Here is a 20,207-nt window from a genome sequence, read left to right as displayed (position 1 = left end):
TCTGGAGAACCGAATTTCAACGCTGGGAGAAACCGACGTGGCAACGCAACCTCTGGCCGCAGCTTGGCCGGCCATGTCCGTGAAGGAAGCGGAAGCCGTGCTGACGGCGCCCGGCGCCAGGTTCGAGATGGAAACGGTGGTGATCCGCGGCGTGCCGACGCGCGTGTGGAAGAATGCGCCCCCACACATGGCCGCGCTGGTGGCGCTTTCGCGCACGCACGGAGAGCAACTGGCCACCATCTATGAGGATGAGCGGGTCAGCTACGACGCACAATTCCGTGCCATTGCGGCGCTCGCGGCGGATCTCGCTGCCGGTGGTATCGGGAAGGGTGATCGGGTGGCGATCGCAATGCGCAACCTGCCCGAGTGGATCGTCGGCTTCTTCGCCGCCACGGTGCTTGGCGCGATCGCGGTTCCGCTCAACGCCTGGTGGACGGGTGAGGAGCTTGCCTATGGCTTGTCGGACTCCGGCGCGAAGGTGCTGATCGCCGATGATGAGCGGTGGGAAAGGATTGCGCCGCTGCGTCCGCAACTGGCCGGCCTCACGCGTATCCTGGTGAGTCGCGCCACCGCGCCGCTGCAAGGGGCGGAGCGCCTCGAGGACGTGATCGGCACGCCCCACGATTGGTCGCGGCTTCCCGCCCGTGAGTTGCCGCCGGTCGCGCTCGATCCGGACGATGAGGCGTCGATCCTCTATACCAGCGGCACCACGGGGCAGCCCAAGGGAGCGCTCGGCACGCATCGCAATTTCATGACGAACATCCTTTCGACCGGCTATGCCATGGCTCGGTCGATCCTGCGCCGCGGCGATCCCTTGCCGGAACCCAGCCGGAAAGTGGCGCTGACGGTGATCCCGCTGTTCCACGCCACCGCTCTCTCGTCCGGCTTGATGGGCGCGATGGCCGCCGGTCACACGGTGATCTACATGCGCAAGTTCGATGCCGTCCGGGCGATGGAAATCATCGAGCGGGAAAAGGTGAATTCCACTGGCGGCGTGCCGACCATCGCCTGGCAGCTGCTGGAGCATCCCGAACGCCATCGGTACGATCTCTCCAGCCTGGAGACGATCGGTTATGGCGGTGCGCCATCAGCGCCCGAACTGGTGCGCAAGATCGCCGCCGAGTTGAAATCCGCGCCCGGCAACGGCTGGGGCATGACCGAGACGACCGCCACCGTGACCACCCATTCCGGAGAGGATTACCTGCGACGTCCGGAAAGCTGCGGGCCGGCGGTCGCGGTCGCCGATCTGAAGGTCACCGGTTCGGATGGCGAGGCGCTAGCGCCTGGTGAGATCGGCGAATTGTGGGCGCGCGGACCAATGATCGTGAAGGGCTATTGGAACAAGCCCGAGGCGACCGCTGCCACCTTTGTCGACGGATGGGTGCGCACGGGTGACCTCGCCCGGCTCGATGAGGAAGGCTTCTGCTTCATCGTCGATCGCGCGAAGGACATGGTGATCCGGGGCGGCGAGAACATCTATTCCAGCGAGGTGGAAAACGTTCTCTACGACCATCCCGCCGTCACCGATTGCGCGTTGATCGGCATCCCGCATCGCATCCTTGGGGAGGAACCTGCCGCCGTCGTTCACCTCGCGCCCGGCACCACAGCGACCGAGGCTGAGCTTCAGGTCTGGGTCCGGGATCGGCTTGCCGCGTTCAAGGTGCCCGTCGCGATCCGCTTCTGTCAGGAAATGCTGCCGCGCAACGCCAACGGGAAAATACTCAAGCGTGAGTTAAAGAGCTACTTCGAGGATCGCGCCGCTGCCTGAAGCGTTACATCGGCGAAACGAGGGGCGTCGATGCATACAAAGGATTTTCTCCGAGGCAGACGGCGCAGCGAACTGTCTGCCGAAGAACTGGCTGTTCTTGAATCAGCGGTCGAAACGATTGAGGTGGTGCCGCCGCGCAAGTCGCTGGCGAACCGCGGTGATCGCCTTCGGCGGAGCACGCTGATCGTCGAAGGTTACGCCTGTCGCTACATGGATGCACGCGACGGCTATCGACAGATGCTGTCCTATCACGTCCCCGGCGACTTCGTGGACCTCCATAGTTATCCGACCCGCTATATCGACCACAATGTGGCGACCATCACGTCGGCCAAGGTGGCTTATGTTCGCCACGACCGGCTCGACCTTATCATGAAGGAGCGGCCGCATCTGGCATCGCTTCTGTGGTTCAGCACCTTGCTCGACGCCGCGCTTCATCGCGAATGGGTCTTTCGCATCGGGCGGCTGAACGCGGCCGGGCGGGTCGCGCACTTCGTTTGCGAGACCTATTGCCGGATGCACGCCATCGGGTTGGCGGCGGATGGCAGATGCGAGCTCCCCTTGACCCAGCAGGATCTGGGCGACGTCGTCGGGCTGACCAGCGTTCACGTCAATCGCGTTCTCCGGCGGCTCCGGGAAGACGGCCTGGCGATCTTCAACCGTGGCAAGCTGCAGATACTCGATATTGACCGACTCGCCCGGTTGGGGGAGTTCAAGGCCGATTACCTCTATCTTGAAGGCGGACCCTGGCGGGAATGATCAACAGCACGCTTTCCGTACCCCGCTACGACCAGACTGTTTACGGGATCGCCGCCTCGCCCCGGGATCGCGCGCACGGTGGTTGAAACCTCACCGGGCCCGTCGCTTTCGCTCCTTGATGATGCTGCCGACCCTTCATTGTCAGGGGCGTCGTCGCCTGAGCCACGCGTCGCGCTGCGACGGGATCGTCTGCTGGCCGCCCTGACGCTCACCGCCGGCATGGGGCTGCTTATTGGCTTGCCGTTCGCGCTGAAAGCGGGCGCCGAGTTCTTCATGCCGACGGCGGTCGCGATCGTGGTCAGCATCGCGCTGATCCCATTGCTGGAGTGGCTGGAGGCGCGCCGCCTTCCGCCAGCGCTTGCCGCGCTGCTGTGCGTGATCCTCTTTCTGCTTGCGGCCAATGTGGCGCTGGCCGCAATCGTCGTGCCCGCGATCGACTTCTTCCGCCTGCTGCCGCGAAGGATCGACCGGATCCAGGACAATCTCGAGCCGCTGCTCGATCTCTACTCGAACCTGGAGCGATATGCGAACCGCACCCTGCGGCGGCTTGCCGCCGCGCCGGTGCGGCAATCGCCGACCGCAGCGGTAGCGCCGCCCAGTTCGATCCTGGAGCTTGCGGCCACGTCCGCGCCGGCAGTGATCATCCAGGTGCTCTATGCCGTCCTCGTCACCTTCTTCTTCCTGACTGGCTGGACGCGGACCAGAACGAACATGATCACCAATCGCGAAAGCTTCGGCGGCGCGATGGCGACGGCGCGGGTAATCCAGGATGTGGTGGACGATGTTTCCAGCTATCTCGGCACGATCACCGCGATCAACATCGTGCTCGGGCTCGTCACGGCTGGGGCGCTTCACTTGCTCGGCATGCCCTTTCCGCTGATGTGGGGCGGGATCGTCGCGCTGTTCAACTACATCCCGTATTTCGGGCCGGTGATCGCGGCGCTGCTGGTCGCACTCGGCGGGCTGATGACCTTCAACGATGTCGCAACGGCGCTCGCGGCACCGGCGATCATGTATGGGCTTCATCTGATCGAGGCGAACGTCGTGACGCCGCTGATCGTGGGCCATCGACTGACGATCAGCCCGGTGCTGATTCTCATCTCGCTCAGCTTTTGGGGCTGGGTCTGGGGCACGATCGGCGCGCTGCTCGCGGTGCCGCTGCTCATCATCATCCAGACGATCATCAATGGCGCTGGCAAGCCGGATATCGCCGGCTTCCTCTTCGAACATGGTACCCTGGTGCGCCAGCCGACGAAGAGATCGCGAGGATTCGACAAAAGCGATGATGAGGTCGTTGACAGCCCCGCGCCGGTGGCATAGTGGCGCGCCTCCACGCTGATCCAAGCGGGTGTAGCTCAGTTGGTTAGAGCGCCGGCCTGTCACGCCGGAGGTCGCGGGTTCGAGCCCCGTCACTCGCGCCACCTTCAAGGTGGAGGATGCGTCTCATTATAACCGGTGCGGGAAGCATCGGAAATCACGGGGTGCTGACAAGCGTTTGGATTGTTTGAGCGGGTGTAGCTCAGTTGGTTAGAGCGCCGGCCTGTCACGCCGGAGGTCGCGGGTTCGAGCCCCGTCACTCGCGCCATCCAGCAGGATGGCATTGACCCTGCCGCGAGAAGGCAGGGTGCCGCATCGGCAACCCTCTCCAGGTTTGGCCCCGCCGCCAATATCCCTCCTCCAGCTGCGCAGCGCAGGCGCTACGCGCGCGTGAGTGGAAGGGCGACGAAGCGCAGCGACACGGGGATGAGATTCTCAGCGGCCGCGATCATGGGCTTACCTGTCCACGAATTGCCGTTAGTGTCGCTTTCCGTTCGGGGTTTGGAGCAAGCGTAGATGACCGAAGCAGTTTCGCGGCGTGGGTTTGGCGCCGCGATGGGGCCGTATTTCCGGCCGCGGCCATTGGCCGCTTTTCTGCTCGGCATCTCCAGCGGATTTCCGCTGACACTTTTGCTTGGCACCATGACCTTCTGGCTGGCGAAGGTCGGCATCGACAAGAAGACGATCGGCTTCGCCATCGGGCTGACCACGCCTTACACGCTGAAGTTCCTGTGGGCGCCGTTGATCGATCGCACGCGTCTTCCGTTCCTGACGGAGCTTTTCGGCCAGCGCCGCGCGTGGCTCTTCCTTGTGCAGGCGATGCTGTTCGTCTCCGTGTGGATGTTGGGGGCGAGCCAGCCTGAGCTGCACCTTGGCGTTTTTGCATTCTGGGCGATCGTGACGGCGTTTCTGTCGGCGACGCAGGACATCGTCATCGATGCCTACCGTATCGAGATTTTGCCCGATGCCGAGCTGGCGCATGGCACCGCCATGAACCAGTTCGGGTATCGCACGGGCAACTTCATCGCCGGTGTCGGCACTATCGCGATTGCCTCGGCCGAGGGGCTGGGGCTCGGATGGGCATTTGGCTATGGCCTCACTTCCCTCTGCCTTGTGCCCGCTGCGATCGCTGCCTTGTGGATCGGCCCAGGCCTGCACGAACAGGCGGTGAAGCGGGGTGGCCGCGGCTGGTTCACCGATACGGTGGTGAGCCCGTTCCGTGAGTTCTTCCAGCGGCGCGGTGCCGTGCTGATCCTGCTCTTCGTCCTCGTCTACAAGCTTGGCGATGCGATGGGGCAGGGGATGCTCAACCCCATGATCGTGGAGCTTGGTTTTTCCGACACCGAATTCCTGGCGATCAACAAGGTGGTTGGCCTCTGGGGACTGTTGATCGGGACGGCGCTGGGCGCCCCGTTCCTGGCGTGGCTCGGCATGGGACGGGCATTGTTCGTCTCCGGCGTGCTGATGATGCTGTCCAACGCCACCTTCGCCATTCTTGCGGCGAACGGCCACTCGCCCACGTGGCTGTTCATCGCCGTGGCGACGGAACAGGTGACCAGCGGCATCGGGTTGACGGTTTTCGCCACCTATCTCTCCGGTCTGGCCAACCTTGCCTATACGGCGACCCAGTTCGCTCTCTTGTCGTCGTTCGCCGTGGTGGGCCGGACCTGGCTGTCCACGCCCTCCGGCTATGTCGCAGAGGCCTTCGGCTGGGTTGGCTTCTGGATCGTCACCATGATCGTGGCGGTGCCAGGCCTAATCCTGTTGTGGATCCTGTGGAAGCGCGGCTTCGTCGTGGAGCAGGCACGCCAGCCAACGGCCGAAGAGGATCCCGCGCGGGCAGAGGGCGCTCCCGCCTAGCGGGGGCGAGCGTCAAGCGGTGATCGGTCGGCCTTCGTCGGCAAAGGCCATGGCGACGGCCGCTGCACTGGCCAGAACACCATCCACTGCCCTGATGCCAAGCAGGTCGGTCATCAGCAGCTGTGCCGTATCGGTATGGACCTCAACGCGGGACAGGATCGTCAACACGGCGGCCTCGGCATGGGTCATCCGCGAATAGCAGCATGGCGCGATGGAGATCGGCCCGGCCGCTGCAGTGGCGAGGTCCACCATCAACCCGCGCATCAGCATCAGTGGCCTGCGAAAGCTTTCGCCGAATGCCGTAAAGAAGGCGTGCGCCGCACGCGCATCGTTCAGTCCGTGGGCGCCCATCCGACGCATCGCGAACAGGGCCGTGCGGGCGTTGGAGCAGACAGGAAGTGCATGTGGCAGAAGCGCCAGAGTGGCGGGTGCGGACATGGTCATGGAAGAGACTCCTCTTCCGGCAAGTCTCTCTCAATCCGCTATTGCAAGTCAATCGCACATTACGATCAGCTCGGTATCTCGTCGTTTCGTGAGAGCACCTCACCGGCCAGATAGAGGGAGCCGGCGATCAGAATGCGTTCGGCATCGGTGCCGGAGAGTATGGCAAAAGCCTGCTCCACATCGGCGGCCGCAGCGGTGGAAAGGGCACCTTCGCTTGCCGCGATCGCCGCCAGATCCGCTGGATCGTGGTGCGCATGGCCGGGAACCGGAATGGCAATGACCTGAACCGCTGCCGCCATCTTTGTGAGGTAGCGGACCACCGAATTTGCATCCTTGTTGGCCAGCATGCCGATGACAACGACCGTGCGCGCATCGCCGGGCCAGGCGGCAGCGATCGCCGCCGCTGCCGATTCGTTGTGGGCACCGTCCAGCCAGACGCCGCCGCTCGGCTGATCGCCCAGCATCCGTGTCAGCGGCCCGTCCCGCAACCGCTGCATGCGCGCCGGCCAGAATGTGCGCTGGATTCCCGTCGCCATGTGCTCCGGCCCGATGTTGAAGGTGCGCTGGTGTCGCAACATGGCGACCGCAAGGGCAGCATTGTCACTTTGATGGAGACCCGGAAGGGAGGGCAGGGGCAGATCAAGTGTGCCGCCCTCATCCGAATACCGGATACCCGCCGGCTTGGCTTCGGACCTCCAGCTATCACCCGCTCGGTGCAGGATCGCGCGCTTCGCTCCAGCAACCGCGCTGACGGCCTCGTTCGCGATTGCGGGATAGTTCAGCGTCACGATCGGCACGCCGGATTTGGCGATCCCTGCCTTTTCGAAAGCTATTCGCGCCATCGGCTCGGCGGGCGTGCCGGCTTCGTCGGCCAAAAGGAACGCTTCATGATCGATCCCGAGGCCCGCGATGCCGCAGATCAGGGGATGAACAACATTGGTCGCGTCCAGCCTTCCGCCCAGGCCAACCTCGATGACGCAGGCATCCGCCGGAGTGCGGGAGAAGGCGAGAAAGGCGGCCGCAGTCGTTACTTCGAAAAAGCTCGCGCCGATATCGCCGCCGGCGTCGAGCACTTCCCGTAGCAGAACCGCAAGGTCCGCATCCTCGATCAGCTCGCCCGCGATGCGGATCCGTTCGTTGAAACGCACCAGATGGGGGCTGGAATAGACGTGAACGCGTTTCCCGCCCGCCTCCAGCATCGCGCGGAGAAATGCGCAGGTTGAGCCCTTGCCGTTCGTTCCGGCCACGTGAAACACCGGCGGGAGGCGCAAGTGTGGATCGCCCAGCCGCGCGAGCAGCGCCGTGATCCGCGAAAGGCCCAGGACGTCCGCGCCCGGGGAGAGGGACCAGAGCCGGGCAAGCTGCGCCTGCACCGCGGGATCGGACGAAACGGCATGGTCGGGCATTGTCGCTCCGGCTCTCCACGCGCTGGCCGGCGACAGGCCGAAAACACCCGCCGCCGCTCCGAACTTCTACCAAGGCCTTCCGGTGCTGCGCCGATGGCCGCCGCGCTCAGGCCGCCTTACGGTCTGCGCACAGATAGCCGATCACCGTGGCCAGACGATCGCGCAGCTCCTTGCGGTGCACCACCATGTCCACCAGCCCATGTTCCAGATAATATTCGCTGGTCTGAAAATCGTCGGGCAGCTTTTCGCGGATCGTATTCTCGATCACGCGGCGGCCGGTGAAGGCAAGCGTTGCGCGCGGTTCGGCGATATGGACATCGCCCAGCATGGCGTAAGCCGCCATCACCCCGCCTGATGTCGGATCGGTCAGCACCACGATATAGGGCAGGCCCGCATCGTGCAGCATCTGGATGGCAACCGTGCTGCGCGGCATCTGCATCAGGCTCAGAATGCCTTCCTGCATGCGCGCACCACCGCTGGCCGTGAACACAACATAGGGCGCGCGATCAGCGATCGCGGTTTCCACGCCTTGGATGAACGCTTCCCCGACCGCTTGGCCCATGGATCCGCCCATGAAGGCGAAATCCTGCACGCCGATCACCACGCGATGGCCCTTGATGGTGCCGCGCGCGTTGATGAAGGCGTCCTGCTCCCCGGTTTCCGCGCGCGCCGCCTTCAACCGGTCGGAATAGCGCTTGGAATCGCGGAACTTCAGCGGATCTTCCGGCGCGTTCGGTGCAGCCAGGACCTTTGCGCTACCCTCATCGAGCAGTTGCTCGAAACGGGCTGCCGGGCCGATCCGCCCATGGTGATCGCAAGACGGGCAAACCGACAGGTTTTCCTCCCACTCCTTGGTGAACACCATTGTCCCGCACCCCTTGCACTTGTGCCAGAGGTTGTCGGGAGTCTCCTTCGTCGCGGGAACAACGAACGACAAAGCGTTGCGAACGCTGGACAACCAGCTCATGCCATTTCCTTCCGCGCGGCGCGAACAGCGGCCGCTAAGCTTTCAACATAGGTGCGCACGTGGCGCGGCGCATCCGCTGCGTGACGGGCAACAAGCTCAACGATCGCCGATCCGACGACCACCCCGTCGGAAACGCGAGCGATCGCCTGCGCCTGTTCGGGCGTGCGGATGCCGAAGCCTACTGCAATCGGCAGATCGGTCGCTGCCTTCAGCCGCGCGACAGCTGCCTCGATCGAGCCCTGCACCGCCTGCTGCAGGCCGGTGATCCCGGCGACAGAGACGTAATAGACGAAGCCCGACGCACCGTTCAGCACATCGGGCAGGCGCGCTACATCCGTCGTCGGCGTGGCCAGACGGATAGGATCGATCCCGGCCTTGCGCAGCTCCGGTCCAAGCGCGTCGTCTTCTTCTGGCGGAATGTCCACGCAGATGATCCCGTCCACACCAGCATCGCGCGCCGCGGTAGCAAACCATGCCGCGCCACGACGCAGCATGGGATTGGCATAACCCATCAGCACCAGCGGAACGTTCGGGTGCCGCGCGCGAAAACCGTGTGCATACCTAAGGATATCGGCTGTTGTTGTGCCTGCTTCCAAACTGCGGATGTTGGCGGCCTGGATCGCTGGGCCATCCGCCATCGGGTCCGTGAAGGGCATGCCGAGTTCGATCACGTCGGCGCCGCCTTCGACCAGGGCGTCGAGCACCGCAGGGGTGTTACCATCACCGGCTGTCACGAAACAGACGAGGGCAGGATGATCCTTCTGGAATGCAGCGGATAGACGGGTCATTGCGGCCCTCCACCGATCGGGAGAGCCGGGCTGATTGCCGGCGAGCGATGTTTGTCAGCGATCATATCGCTACTCCCAGCGCATGCGCGACCGTGAAGATGTCCTTGTCGCCGCGGCCGCACAGATTGGCGAGGATCACCTGATCCCGCCGCATTTCCCGCGAAATGCGAGCGACAGCTGCGATTGCGTGCGATGGCTCCAGCGCCGGAATGATGCCCTCGGTGCGGCAAAGAAGCTGAAAGGCATCGAGCGCCTCGTCATCGGTGACCGCCGTATATTCTACGCGGCCGATGTCCTTAAGCCAGGCATGCTCCGGACCGATGCCAGGGTAGTCGAGCCCGGCGGAGATGGAATGGGCCTCGGCGATCTGCCCGTCCTCGTCCTGCAACAAATAGGTCTTGTTGCCGTGGAGAACGCCCGGGAAACCGCCGGCAAGGCTCGCCGCGTGCTTCTTCTGCAATCCCTCGCCGGCCGCCTCGACGCCCAGCATCCGCACCTCGGGATCGTCGAGGAATGGGTGGAACAGGCCAATCGCGTTCGATCCTCCGCCGATCGCAGCGACCAGCAGGTCGGGCAGGTGTCCGGTACGGCCGAGCATCTGTTCGCGCGCCTCGCGGCCGATCACGCTCTGGAAATCGCGCACGAGCTCCGGATACGGGTGGGGGCCGGCGGCGGTGCCGATGATGTAGAAGGTGTCGTGCACATTGGCGACCCAATCGCGCAGCGCCTCGTTCATCGCATCCTTCAGCGTGTTGGCACCTGAAGTCACCGCGCGAACTTCGGCGCCCAACAGCTTCATACGAAACACATTTGGCTGCTGACGCTCGACATCCTTCGCGCCCATGTAGATCACGCACGGAAGGCCGAAGCGGGCACAGACGGTGGCCGTCGCCACACCGTGCTGACCGGCGCCAGTTTCCGCGATGATCCGCGTCTTGCCCATGCGTATCGCCAGCAGGATCTGCCCGATGCAATTGTTGATCTTGTGCGCACCGGTGTGGTTCAGCTCATCCCGCTTGAACCAGATCTCCGCGCCCATTCCCTCAGGGGCGTTTTCGCGTAGCGCATCCGTCAGCCGCTCGGCGTAATAAAGCGGGGAGGGCCGGCCGACATAATGTTCCAGCAGATCGTCGAATTGCGCCTGGAACGCCGGATCGCTTTTCGCCGCGCGATATTCGCGTTCCAGATCAAGGATCAGCGGCATCAGCGTTTCGGCGACATAGCGGCCGCCATAATCGCCGAAGTGGCCGCGCTCGTCGGGCTGGGCCCGGAAGGAATTCGGAGCGTTCATGATGCGGCGACCGCTTGCAGGAAGGCGGCGATCTTGTCCACGCTCTTGACGCCGGGCGCGCTTTCCAGACCGGACGACGCATCGACCAGCGGCGCGCCGGTGCGGCGGATCGCCTCTGAAACATTGGCCGCATCCAGGCCGCCGGAAAGCGCCCAGGGCAGCGGATGGCGAAATCCGTCGAGCAGCGACCAATCGAACCGCACGCCCATGCCGCCGGGAAGGGCCGCGCCTGCGGGTGTCTTCGCATCATAGAGGATGCGGTCGGCCGCGCCGGCATAATCCCTGGCGCCGTCCAGATCGGCTCGTGTCTTCACCGCCACTGCCGACCAGATCTCAAGCCCGGTGCGTTGCCGCAGATGGGCTGCCCGCTGCGGCGACGCCTTATGTAGTTGAAGCGCGTGCAATCCCCCGGCCTGAACGGCGCGCTCGACCGCTGCATCGTCGGGGTCGACAAAGACGCCGACCCGCCGAACCCGGGCGGGGATGCGCGCGGCAAGCGCCGCCGCCGAGTCGAAGCTCAAGTTGCGGGGGGAGGGCGGGAAGAAGACCAGGCCGATATGCGTCGCGCCGCCCGCTATGGCGGCGTCGACGGTTGCCTGGGTGCTCAGCCCGCAAATTTTTACGTCCGTCATCAAAGCAATCTCACTCGGGGCAGGGCTCGTGTTCCGCAACGCGCATGCCACTGCTGCAAGACACCGCCCGCGCCCCCCGGATCAGAGCGTCGCGCCAATCGCGCGTGCGGCAACGTCGGGATCGTCCGCCTGGGTGATTGGCCGGCCGATCACCAGCACGGACGCGCCCCGATCGAGTGCCTGACGGGGCGTGACGATCCTCTTCTGGTCGCCTGCCGCGCCATCCGCCGGTCGGACGCCGGGTACGACGAAGAAGCCCTTCGGCCAGTTCCGATGCGCCGCCTCCACCTCTTCGCCCGAACAGACGATCCCGTCGACACCCGATCGCTGGGCGAGTTCGGTCAGCCGTAGGACATGGTCATGTGCCCGGCCCTGAACGCCGGTCGCTGCCAAATCATTGTCATCCAGGCTGGTCAGCATGGTGACGGCGACCACCTTGGTGCCCGAAGGGGCGGCCGCCTTGGCATCTTCCAGCATGGCTTGTCCGCCCGAGGCATGAACGGTGAGGATCGCCGGCTCCAGCCCGCCAAGCGCCTGGATGGCCTTTGCCACCGTGTTCGGGATGTCGTGCAGCTTCAGGTCAAGGAAGATCGGGAGCCCGATCTGGCTCATGTCCCGCACCCCTTGCGCGCCGTTCGCCACGAAGAATTCAAGGCCGAGCTTCAGGCCGCCCACATGGTGCCGGACGCGCGCGGCCATTGCCTTTGCACGCTCCAGATCCGGCGTATCGATGGCGACGAAGATGCGGTTGGACATGCGTCAGGCGACCTCTGGGGAAACGGCAACGGGTGAAATCGGCGCTGGGTGTGGCGCCGGGGCATTCGCGGGCACGGGCGCTGGTGACGCCACATCCCGGGCGCGGAGATCGGCCGCCATGCGCTCCGCCGCAGCGAGTCGCTGGCGCAGGCGCCATCGAACGGCGCGCTGGTAAAGAAGCGTCGGTAGAAATCCCGCCAGAAACGTCACCAGCAGCAGGATCGGCAGGTTAACCTCAGCAACCAGATTGCCGAACAAGGATATGGGCACCCAATTCCAGTTGCCGAAGGTGAAGAGTGCGGCGGCAAAGGCGATCAACGCCCAGAACAGGATTTTCAGGAACTGCATGAACAAGGCTCCGGCATGCCGGCGACGCTATTACGGTGCGCGGGCTTTGGCCAGCCTCAGCCGATCTCGGCGCGCAATGAAGCGATCAGCGCGCTCACCGTCGACAGCCGCGATTCCTCTTCGTCCAGAATGGCGTGGAATGCCCGCCGTTTCGCTGCGGCCACCATGCCCGCCTTCAACCGGGTGTCCAGCGGTAGCGCCGAAATGATGATGTCGATCATGCGCTCTGCACCGTGGAGGCGCCCCCAGAGATAGTCGTTCTCTCGATAGGCGCGGCTGAAGAAAGCGCCGAAATTGCTGAACTGGATGCCCTTCAGCGTTGCTTCAGCGCCGCCCTGCCGAATGGCAACGCAATCATCCGGGGCGATGCGGTCGATTTTCACCGGATCAAATTCGTCCACGCCGGCGCCTTGCAACAGCGGCAGGGTCGCCAGATCGACATAGGGAAAGCCGAGATAGTGGAGGAGCAAGGTCCGGCGCGGGGCTCGCGGCAATCCGGCCAGCGCAGCCGCCATCCGCTCGTCCGTCTCGCCATCGATGCGCGTCAGCGCGAGCGATCCGGCAAGCTCGTCGAGCAGCCCGCTTGCGTCGCTCTTCAGCGATCGCACCTTGCCGCGCAGGGATCGATGCGGCTCCGGTAGCTTGCGGGCGATATAGGCGGCCAGAGAATCGTAGATCGCCTGGCGCACAGGCAGCAGCACGGCCTCGTCATGATCGGGCTCAAGCTCGCCGAGCCGCCGAGCGAGCAGGCGGAGGCGCCTGATCCGAAATCCAATGTCGAAGGTGCGCAGGAAATCGATCGACGCCGCACTTGAGGCATCGGACGGGCTGGCCTCGTCATACCCGCGCGCAAGCAAGGCAGCCTCGATGCGGTCGCGGATCTTTGCCCAGCGCTGCGGCCCAGGCTCGCCACCGGCCGCATGGAGCAGCGCGGTGATCGTCTCGATCACACCGGCAATCTTCAGGTGAGCATAAGCGGCGTAGCTGAACCCGGCGCGCTCCGCCGCCGCCATCTGGGCGCGCCGCCGCCATCCCGACAAACGAGCCGGCGTCGGGCGATCGAGAAAGAAGGTGCGCCCGAACAGGGCCTCCACCTCAGCTTCAATCGCCGGCCGAACCGCATCGGTGATCGCGCGCATCCGTTCGATCCGGCGCGAACGCGCTTCCAGTGCCTCCAGATTATCCCGAATGGGCTGCTTGCGGGGAAGCTCGCTGATCGCTCCCAGGATGGTCTGGAAGAAGCCCGGTTGCCCATCATTGCCGCGGGTCAGCCGAAACTTCATGCCCGGCGACGGATCGATGTAAACGAACCGCCGATCGACCTCGCGCCGCGCCGGCCGCTCGTCCAGCGCGTCGATGGCAGGGCGGAACGGCGCATTGGCCAGCACCGACCCGTCGATCAAATGCGCCTTCTCGGCGGCGTTCGCCGCCACATGGCGCGGCAGGGTGCGCTGAAGAAACGCGCGTCGGCCCGGCCATTGCGCAGCGCGTCCGTCGAGCACCGCATCCAGTTCAGCAACGCTGAATGCCGGAAAGGCGCCGGGAAAGCTCGAGGTCGCCCGGGCAGCAAAGGTCAGTTCGGGCGAGGCGGCGAGGGTCTCGCACTCTCTGCCATGATCGGTGAAGGACAGGATCAGCCGGTGCTCGGTCTCCATCACCTCCGCGGGCGAATGAAGCTGCAGGCGTTCGGGATGGCCGGTGAAGTCGGTAACGGTGACGAACAGGTCAAGCGGCTGCCCCTCCGGCAGCAGGCGCGGGCCGCGTGGCGCTGCGGCCATGGCGTCGAACGCGTCCAGCAGCATGGCGGTGAACCCGGGTCCATCAAACGGCGGTTCGAACCAGCGCGATCGCACGAAGTGGGAAAGCTTCGCCTGCACCTCGTCGCGTGTATCGTCGTCCAGCGCCTCCAGCTTGTCGGCGCTCCTTCCCGCCGCCATCCAGGCCAGCGGGAGCGCCCACGCCTTGGAGAAGCGCGTGGCGGGGGCGGTGCCAGGCGCGATCAACGCCTCGACGTCCGCCTTCTCGAGCCAGAGGTCGGTGAGCGGGTCCAGCGACTGCCCCGCACTCAGCGCCTGCGCCAGGAAGATGCCGTTGATGCCGCCCGCGCTGGCGCCTGCGATGATATCCGGTAGCACGCGCAGCCTGGTGCCGGTCTCGCGCGTGATCTCGTCCATCAGTTCGGCATAAACGGCCGCGCTGCCGGTCAGCACCTCTCCCGCGTGGCTTGCGCGGCTGGCCCGCGCCACATGCCAGATCTCCTTGGTGATGCCATGCATGTATACGGCAAGGCTGATGCCGCCATAGCATACCAGCGCCAGGCGCAGCTCGGTCTCGCGGATCATGCAGGGCGCAGATCGGCCCAGATGGGCAAGTGATCACTGGCTTTGCGGGCAGCGGCGCTTTGATGAACGCCGCATTCCACGATCGTCAGCTGCTCGGAAACCATGATCCGGTCCAGCCTGCCCACCGGCCGGCGTGCGTGAAAGCTCGGCCCCGTCTCGGCAAAGGCGAAGTCGCGCGAAAAGTCGCGCAGGCACCCCGCAGCCCGCGTCCATTCGTTCAGGTCGCCCATCATCACCGTCGGGCGCTTGTGCGTGCTGGCCGAGACATGGGCAAGAATGGCTGCCGCCTGCCGCCGGCGCCACAGGCCGGACAGGTCCAGGTGCATGCCGATGACCCTGAGGATCGTCGCGCCGATGCGAACATCCGCCATCACGGCGCCGCGTGGCTCCAGCGCGGGGAGGTGGATCAACTCGCAATCGACGATCTGGCTGTTCTTTCGGACAAGCAGCGCATTGCCATGCCAGCCCATGGAATTGACGCGCACGCCAAAGGTGACGGGCTTCCAGTCGCTGTGCTCTTCCAGCAGATGGGGCGTGATCACGGCTGCGCGGGCGCCAAAGCGGCGATCGGCCTCCTGCAACGCGATCACGTCTGCGTTCACTTCACGCAGCACCTCCAGAATGCGTTCGGGATTGCGACGGCGATCGGTGCCGATCGCCTTGCGCATGTTGTAGCTCGCGACACGGATCATTGCGGTGGTGAAACGCCTTATTCGCCGGCTGGTTGCCGCCACTTTGTCGCGTGGCGGTCGCAACGGCGATGCGCCTAACCGCATTCCGGCGCAATGGCTGGGCGTCAGGAGTCGGCGGCAAGGGAGGCGCATCATGTTATCGGAAGCTGTGTTCGTGTTCCCGCTGGTCGGGCTGGCGCTGCTTTCCGCGCGCGCCGCGCGGCGTGATCCCGATCGCCGTGCCCGGCAAGAGGCGGTGTGGCGAGACATGATCCGCGCGGCCGGCCATCCGAATAGGTGATATCCGGCATTTTCAGCCGAGGGCCAGCAAGTTACAGGCGCGCTGATGCTGTTCGATTATCTATTCGGCGCGCAGTCCGGCTGGCGTACCGAGGCAAAGATCCGTGCGCGCCGCGTCCTGGGTGAGCAGGTCGATGATCCGCTGGGCTATGTCGACAAGCGGATTGCACGCACACGCCTCGCCTCGTTCGAACGCCGACGCTGGCGCCACATCCGCAAGCTGGTGGTGCGCTACATGGCGGAAGAAACGCGCCGGATCGGTCCACGAGAGCGGCGAAGCAGGTGACGCCGGGAGGCGGCAAAGGAGACGCACCGGCCCTGCGGACGGGCCCGTGAGGCGGCCGTGAACTTTCCTTCGAGAACTGTCGATATCTGCAAAAATACGGGCTTCTACTGATGCTCTGAACGCCGCCCAGGGCAGAGAATAGGGAGGTGTCCTATCGTCGCCCGGTTTGGAAACTTCCCGGCTTCTGCCTGGCGGGAGCAACTGCCGGCCTGTTGCTGACGAACGCGGCTGGCGCGCAAACGGCGGAGCCGGACGGCCGAATATTGTTCCTGGGCTGGACGGAGAACAGAGAGCATTCGGTATGGCTCTCGGGCACCGATCCGGGCGAGTTCTTTGTCGTGTTTCCCGAAACGGGCGAACATGTGGATAGCTGGACGCAGCCCGACACCGGATTGCACCTGACCATCTCCCCGATCGTCCGCGAATATGGCGGAACACACAATCTTTTCGCGCACATCCGGACAGAGTTTGCCGAATACGACATCTTCCTCGACTCCGCCGATCAGCGGCCGGGCGGCTTGAACTTCCCCAATCAATGGGATCCCCCGGATCGCGACCTTCCCGATACGCTGACCCCGGGCGTCCGGCCCAATCCCGACACGCTCACGCCGGAGGTGCGGCCCAACCCCGGTACGTTGACGCCGGCAGTGCGGCCTAACCCAGATACGCTGACACCCGAATTGCGGCCGATTCCCGACACGCTGACTCCCGAGGTGCGGCCCAATCCAGATACGTTGACACCTGGCTTGCGCCCGATCCCCGACACGCTGACTCCCGAGGTGCGGCCCAATCCGGATACGTTGACGCCTGGCTTGCGGCCGATCCCCGACACGTTGACGCCTGAGGTGCGGCCGAACCCCGGAACACTGACGCCAGAGATTCGCCCCGATCCCGGCACACTGACGCCGGCCGTACGTCCTGATCCGGGAACGCTGACGCCAGAGGTGCGGCCCGATCCGGGAACACTGACGCCAAAGGTCCGTCCTGATCCCGGAACGCTCACGCCGGAGGTGCGGCCTGATCCGGGAACGCTGACCCCCGAGGTTGGGCCAGACCCGGGAACGCTGACACCAGGGGTGCGTCCCGATCCAGATACGCTCACTCCGCAAGTGCGACCCGACCCAGGGGCACTGACCCCGGAGCTGCGTCCCGATCCGGGGACGCTGACACCAGAGGTGCAGCCCGATCCTGGCACGCTGACGCCTGAGGTGCGGCCCGATCCGGGAACCCTGACGCCGGAGGTGCGGCCTGATCCGGGAACGCTGACTCCGGAACTGCGTCCCGATCCTGGCACGCTAACGCCAGAGGTGCGTCCTGATCCCGACGCGCTCACCCCTGAGATGCGTCCAGACCCCGACACGCTCACGCCCGAGGTGCGACCGGATCCGGGAGCTCTCACGCCGCAGGTGCGACCCGATCCCGGCACGCTCACGCCAGAACTGCGACCAGATCCAGACACGCTAACGCCAGAGGTTCATCCCGACCCGGGCACGCTCACTCCGGGGCTGCGACCCACGCCCGGCGCGCTCACGCCCGGCTCGCGCCCGGAGCGTCATCTTCCGCGCGACGTTCGCCTGAGGACTGACGATCCCCGCCCCATGCTGATGACCGCCGACCAGCTTTGCGAGGCCGGGCGCAAGGGCTGGCTCAGGGTCGATCCGAAGCTGGTCGAACAGGCCTGCGCCGTCGTCGCGGACGCGCGCCGGCGGTGGACGGCGTGGGGCGAAGCATCGTTCACGTCGCTCGAAGACAAGCGATCCGGCGGCGCGATGAAGGCCGATTCGTCGCTCTACAGCGTCGGACTCGATCGCTTGTTTGACAATCAGACGGTTGCCGGACTGGCGATCCAGTTTGGCAATTCGGAGCACTCATCCTTCCGCGGTGCCATGCGTCAGAAAGCCGAGTTCCTCGTGCTCAAGCCCTATATGGTTCACAGGATTGCAGGTTCAGACGTCATATTGGATGCAAGCTTGGGCTTCAGTTTCGCCGAATATGAGCGGCACGTGCTGATGCTGTCGGGCAAGCATGACAGCTTCTCCCTCGCCGGAACATTGGGCGTCAGTACGCAGCGTCCACTCGGCGCCGGCCTGCTGCTTCGACCGCGCCTCGCGCTCAGCTATGCACGCTTCTGGCACGACCCCTTCAGCTTGCAAGGCAATGCCGCCGGCATCGACCTACGGGTCGAGCAACCGGCGAGCCGTCTCGATTATGGCGCCTTCGCCGCATCCTTGGAGATCAGCCGCCCGATCCGGGCGCGCGATGTAATCGTCATCCCCTTTGTCGAAGGCGGAATGGACTTTGCTGTCCTCCGCCCGAACGAAGGCCGCATTCTGCGTCCCGATCTCAACCTGGTCTCGACGCGCTCGGTGATCGGCTCGGTGCGGTTCGGTGCACGGATGCAGGTGCGCCGCAGCGTCGCGCTGGTCGGCTCGGGTGAATATTACGGGATTGGCTCTGGCGGGCTCTCCAGCTGGCGATGGCGCGCCAGTCTGTCCTTCCGCTTCTGACTTGAGCTGCCATCGCGGGTTGGGTCTGCCAGCCGGCTGTTCCCTCGACGGGGGTGTTCTGCCGTGAGGGCGGATGAAGGCACCGCGGATGTTCGGGGTTATCTCCGATACTGGCCCGCCGGCTGACGAAACATTCTTCTCCCGCCATTTTAGCGGAGAGTCGCACATGCCTAAGAAGCCGAACATCCTGGTCATCTGGGGAGACGACATCGGATGGCAGAACGTCAGCGCCTATGGACTGGGTACCATGGGATATACGACGCCGAATATCGACTCGATCGGATATGACGGCATCCGCTTCACCGATCATTACGCGCAGCCATCTTGTACTGCGGGTCGCGCCTCCTTCATCACCGGCCAATATCCGATCCGTTCGGGCATGGTGACGGTGGGCCAGCCGGGCGATCCGCTCGGCCTGCAGCCGGCATCGCCCTGTCTCGCCGAAGTGCTGAAGGCAGCCGGCTATCGCACCGGCCATTTCGGCAAATCGCATCTGGGCGACCGCAACGAGCATTTGCCGACCAATCATGGCTTCGACGAGTTCTTCGGCAACCTCTATCACCTGAACGTCTCGGAAGAGGATCAGCAGCGCGACTATCAGGCGTTCGCCAAGGCCTATCCCGGCAGCCTGGAGGATTATGAAAAGAAGTTCGGCGCACGCGGTGTGCTGCATTGCTGGGCGACGGACGAGGACGATCCGACCGAAGATCCGCGCTTCGGGCGCGTCGGCAAGCAGAAGATCGTCGACACCGGCCCCCTGCATCAGGACCGCATGCACGAAGTGGACGAGAAGGAGTTCATCCCGCCCGCGCTCGACTTCATGCAACGCGCGAAGGAGGCGGATGAGCCCTTCTTCGTCTGGCTCAACACCAGCCGCATGCATCTCTACACCCGCCTCAACGACAAATGGCGCTACGCCGCCGAGAAATACACGTCCGAGGCAGACCTTCACGGCTCGGGCATGTTGCAGCACGATCACGATATCGGCCTCGTGCTCGATTGGCTGAAGGAGAACGGGCTCGAGGAGGATACCATCGTCTGGTATTCGACCGATAACGGGCCCGAGCATTCATCCTGGCCGCATGGCGCGACGACGCCATGGCGTGGCGAGAAGATGACCACCTACGAAGGCGGCGTCCGGGTCATCTCCATGCTGAAATGGCCGGGCGTGATCGCCCCGATGCAGCTGAAGAACGGCATCCAATGCCATCAGGACATGTTCACCACCCTGGCCGTCGCGGCCGGCGTGCAGGATGTGAACGACAAGGTGCTGGCGGAGAAGCAGCAATATATCGATGGCATTGATAACCTTTCCTACTGGAAAGGCGAGGCGGCCAATTCCGCGCGTGACCATCTGTTCTTCTACAATGAGTCGAAGCTCGCGGCGCTGCGCATGGGGCCGTGGAAGTGGCATTTCGCGACCTCGGAGGATTACTACGGAACGATCACGGGCCGGTCGAAGCCGCTCGTCTTCAATATCCGCATGGATCCCTTCGAAAGCTACGACAATTCGGACAGCTATGGTCACCTGATCCAGAAAGTGTCGTGGCAGACCGGCCCCTTGGGCGAGCTCATGAAGGAGCATCTGTCGACCCTCGCCAAATATCCCCCGGTGCAGGGCGGCAAGAGCTTCGACATGTCCAACGTGGTCGAACAGTTCATGAGCAAGGGCCACGATTAGGACAGATGCTCGATGGCGGCACGTCGCTCCCACCGCCATCGACTGTCTTCTGCCGGGCGAATGTCCGCTCGCTCTTATCGGTGAGAA

At 64.5% G+C, this 20,207-nt stretch carries 18 protein-coding genes and 2 tRNA genes; 10 read left to right on the top strand and 10 right to left on the bottom strand.

Features of this window, described 5'->3' with window-relative positions:
* The first annotated feature begins 73 nt into the window (after positions 1-73).
* The 6 genes from BMX36_RS04855 (at position 74) to BMX36_RS04830 (ending at position 5,701) form a co-directional block, all read left to right on the top strand.
* The gene (locus tag BMX36_RS04855) at positions 74-1,768 is read left to right on the top strand and encodes a class I adenylate-forming enzyme family protein (protein ID WP_093063858.1); all 1,695 of its coding nucleotides are present in this window, start codon (positions 74-76) and stop codon (positions 1,766-1,768) included.
* 30 nt (positions 1,769-1,798) lie between these two features.
* Positions 1,799-2,524, top strand: a complete 726-nt coding sequence (locus BMX36_RS04850) for a Crp/Fnr family transcriptional regulator (RefSeq protein ID WP_066780020.1) — start codon at positions 1,799-1,801, stop codon at positions 2,522-2,524.
* A gap of 78 nt (positions 2,525-2,602) precedes the next feature.
* The gene (locus tag BMX36_RS04845) at positions 2,603-3,844 is read left to right on the top strand and encodes an AI-2E family transporter (RefSeq protein ID WP_371262798.1); all 1,242 of its coding nucleotides are present in this window, start codon (positions 2,603-2,605) and stop codon (positions 3,842-3,844) included.
* 24 nt (positions 3,845-3,868) lie between these two features.
* Positions 3,869-3,945: transfer RNA gene (locus tag BMX36_RS04840), tRNA-Asp, on the top strand.
* A gap of 87 nt (positions 3,946-4,032) precedes the next feature.
* A tRNA-Asp gene (locus tag BMX36_RS04835) sits at positions 4,033-4,109 on the top strand.
* 248 nt (positions 4,110-4,357) lie between these two features.
* Complete coding sequence (locus tag BMX36_RS04830; RefSeq protein WP_093063857.1) at positions 4,358-5,701, top strand: AmpG family muropeptide MFS transporter; 1,344 nt, start codon at positions 4,358-4,360, stop codon at positions 5,699-5,701.
* Between the two features lie 12 nt (positions 5,702-5,713).
* Here BMX36_RS04830 and BMX36_RS04825 read toward each other — a convergent pair whose 3' ends face one another.
* The 10 genes from BMX36_RS04825 to BMX36_RS04780 all read right to left on the bottom strand — a co-directional run bounded on the left by BMX36_RS04825 (position 5,714) and on the right by BMX36_RS04780 (position 15,367).
* On the bottom strand, positions 5,714-6,145 hold the full coding sequence (locus BMX36_RS04825; RefSeq protein WP_066781173.1) for a DUF6628 family protein: 432 nt from the start codon (positions 6,143-6,145) through the stop codon (positions 5,714-5,716).
* A gap of 65 nt (positions 6,146-6,210) precedes the next feature.
* A complete protein-coding gene (locus BMX36_RS04820; RefSeq protein WP_093063856.1) occupies positions 6,211-7,551 on the bottom strand; it encodes a bifunctional folylpolyglutamate synthase/dihydrofolate synthase in 1,341 nt (446 codons plus the stop codon).
* Between the two features lie 106 nt (positions 7,552-7,657).
* On the bottom strand, positions 7,658-8,518 hold the full coding sequence (accD, locus tag BMX36_RS04815) for an acetyl-CoA carboxylase, carboxyltransferase subunit beta (protein ID WP_066781177.1): 861 nt from the start codon (positions 8,516-8,518) through the stop codon (positions 7,658-7,660).
* Positions 8,515-9,306, bottom strand: coding sequence for a tryptophan synthase subunit alpha (trpA, locus tag BMX36_RS04810; protein WP_093063855.1), 792 nt, complete (start codon positions 9,304-9,306; stop codon positions 8,515-8,517). The genes accD and trpA overlap by 4 nt, the downstream gene beginning before the upstream one ends.
* Positions 9,307-9,367: 61 nt before the next feature.
* The gene (gene trpB, locus BMX36_RS04805) at positions 9,368-10,597 is read right to left on the bottom strand and encodes a tryptophan synthase subunit beta (RefSeq protein WP_093063854.1); all 1,230 of its coding nucleotides are present in this window, start codon (positions 10,595-10,597) and stop codon (positions 9,368-9,370) included.
* Positions 10,594-11,229: a phosphoribosylanthranilate isomerase gene (locus BMX36_RS04800; protein ID WP_093063853.1), complete on the bottom strand. Its 636-nt coding sequence runs from the start codon at positions 11,227-11,229 to the stop codon at positions 10,594-10,596. The genes trpB and BMX36_RS04800 overlap by 4 nt, the downstream gene beginning before the upstream one ends.
* Positions 11,230-11,310: 81 nt before the next feature.
* Positions 11,311-11,985 (bottom strand): orotidine-5'-phosphate decarboxylase, encoded by a 675-nt coding sequence (gene pyrF / locus BMX36_RS04795; protein ID WP_066781494.1) that lies wholly within the window; start codon positions 11,983-11,985, stop codon positions 11,311-11,313.
* Between the two features lie 3 nt (positions 11,986-11,988).
* Positions 11,989-12,333, bottom strand: coding sequence for a DUF1049 domain-containing protein (locus BMX36_RS04790; RefSeq protein ID WP_093063852.1), 345 nt, complete (start codon positions 12,331-12,333; stop codon positions 11,989-11,991).
* 56 nt (positions 12,334-12,389) lie between these two features.
* Positions 12,390-14,675 carry a patatin-like protein gene (locus BMX36_RS04785; RefSeq protein WP_066781498.1) on the bottom strand — a complete coding sequence of 762 codons (2,286 nt, stop codon included), beginning with the start codon at positions 14,673-14,675 and terminating at the stop codon, positions 12,390-12,392.
* Entirely contained in the window at positions 14,672-15,367 is a 696-nt protein-coding gene (locus BMX36_RS04780) for an endonuclease/exonuclease/phosphatase family protein (protein ID WP_093063851.1), read from the bottom strand. The genes BMX36_RS04785 and BMX36_RS04780 overlap by 4 nt, the downstream gene beginning before the upstream one ends.
* A 133-nt stretch (positions 15,368-15,500) precedes the next feature.
* Here BMX36_RS04780 and BMX36_RS21605 point away from each other — a divergent pair, with 133 nt between their 5' ends.
* From BMX36_RS21605 to BMX36_RS04765, 4 genes are all read left to right on the top strand, one after another.
* Positions 15,501-15,647, top strand: coding sequence for a hypothetical protein (locus tag BMX36_RS21605; protein ID WP_156455556.1), 147 nt, complete (start codon positions 15,501-15,503; stop codon positions 15,645-15,647).
* 45 nt (positions 15,648-15,692) lie between these two features.
* Positions 15,693-15,932 carry a hypothetical protein gene (locus BMX36_RS04775; RefSeq protein ID WP_093063850.1) on the top strand — a complete coding sequence of 80 codons (240 nt, stop codon included), beginning with the start codon at positions 15,693-15,695 and terminating at the stop codon, positions 15,930-15,932.
* A 146-nt stretch (positions 15,933-16,078) separates the two neighbouring features.
* On the top strand, positions 16,079-18,439 hold the full coding sequence (locus BMX36_RS04770; RefSeq protein WP_143058514.1) for an autotransporter domain-containing protein: 2,361 nt from the start codon (positions 16,079-16,081) through the stop codon (positions 18,437-18,439).
* Between the two features lie 166 nt (positions 18,440-18,605).
* On the top strand, positions 18,606-20,120 hold the full coding sequence (locus BMX36_RS04765) for an arylsulfatase (RefSeq protein ID WP_093063848.1): 1,515 nt from the start codon (positions 18,606-18,608) through the stop codon (positions 20,118-20,120).
* Positions 20,121-20,207 lie beyond the last annotated feature (87 nt).

It is taken from the genome of Sphingomonas sp. OV641 (assembly GCF_900109205.1).
In the GTDB taxonomy this organism is placed as follows: domain Bacteria; phylum Pseudomonadota; class Alphaproteobacteria; order Sphingomonadales; family Sphingomonadaceae; genus Sphingomonas.
This window is presented reverse-complemented; position numbering and strand designations above follow the sequence as displayed.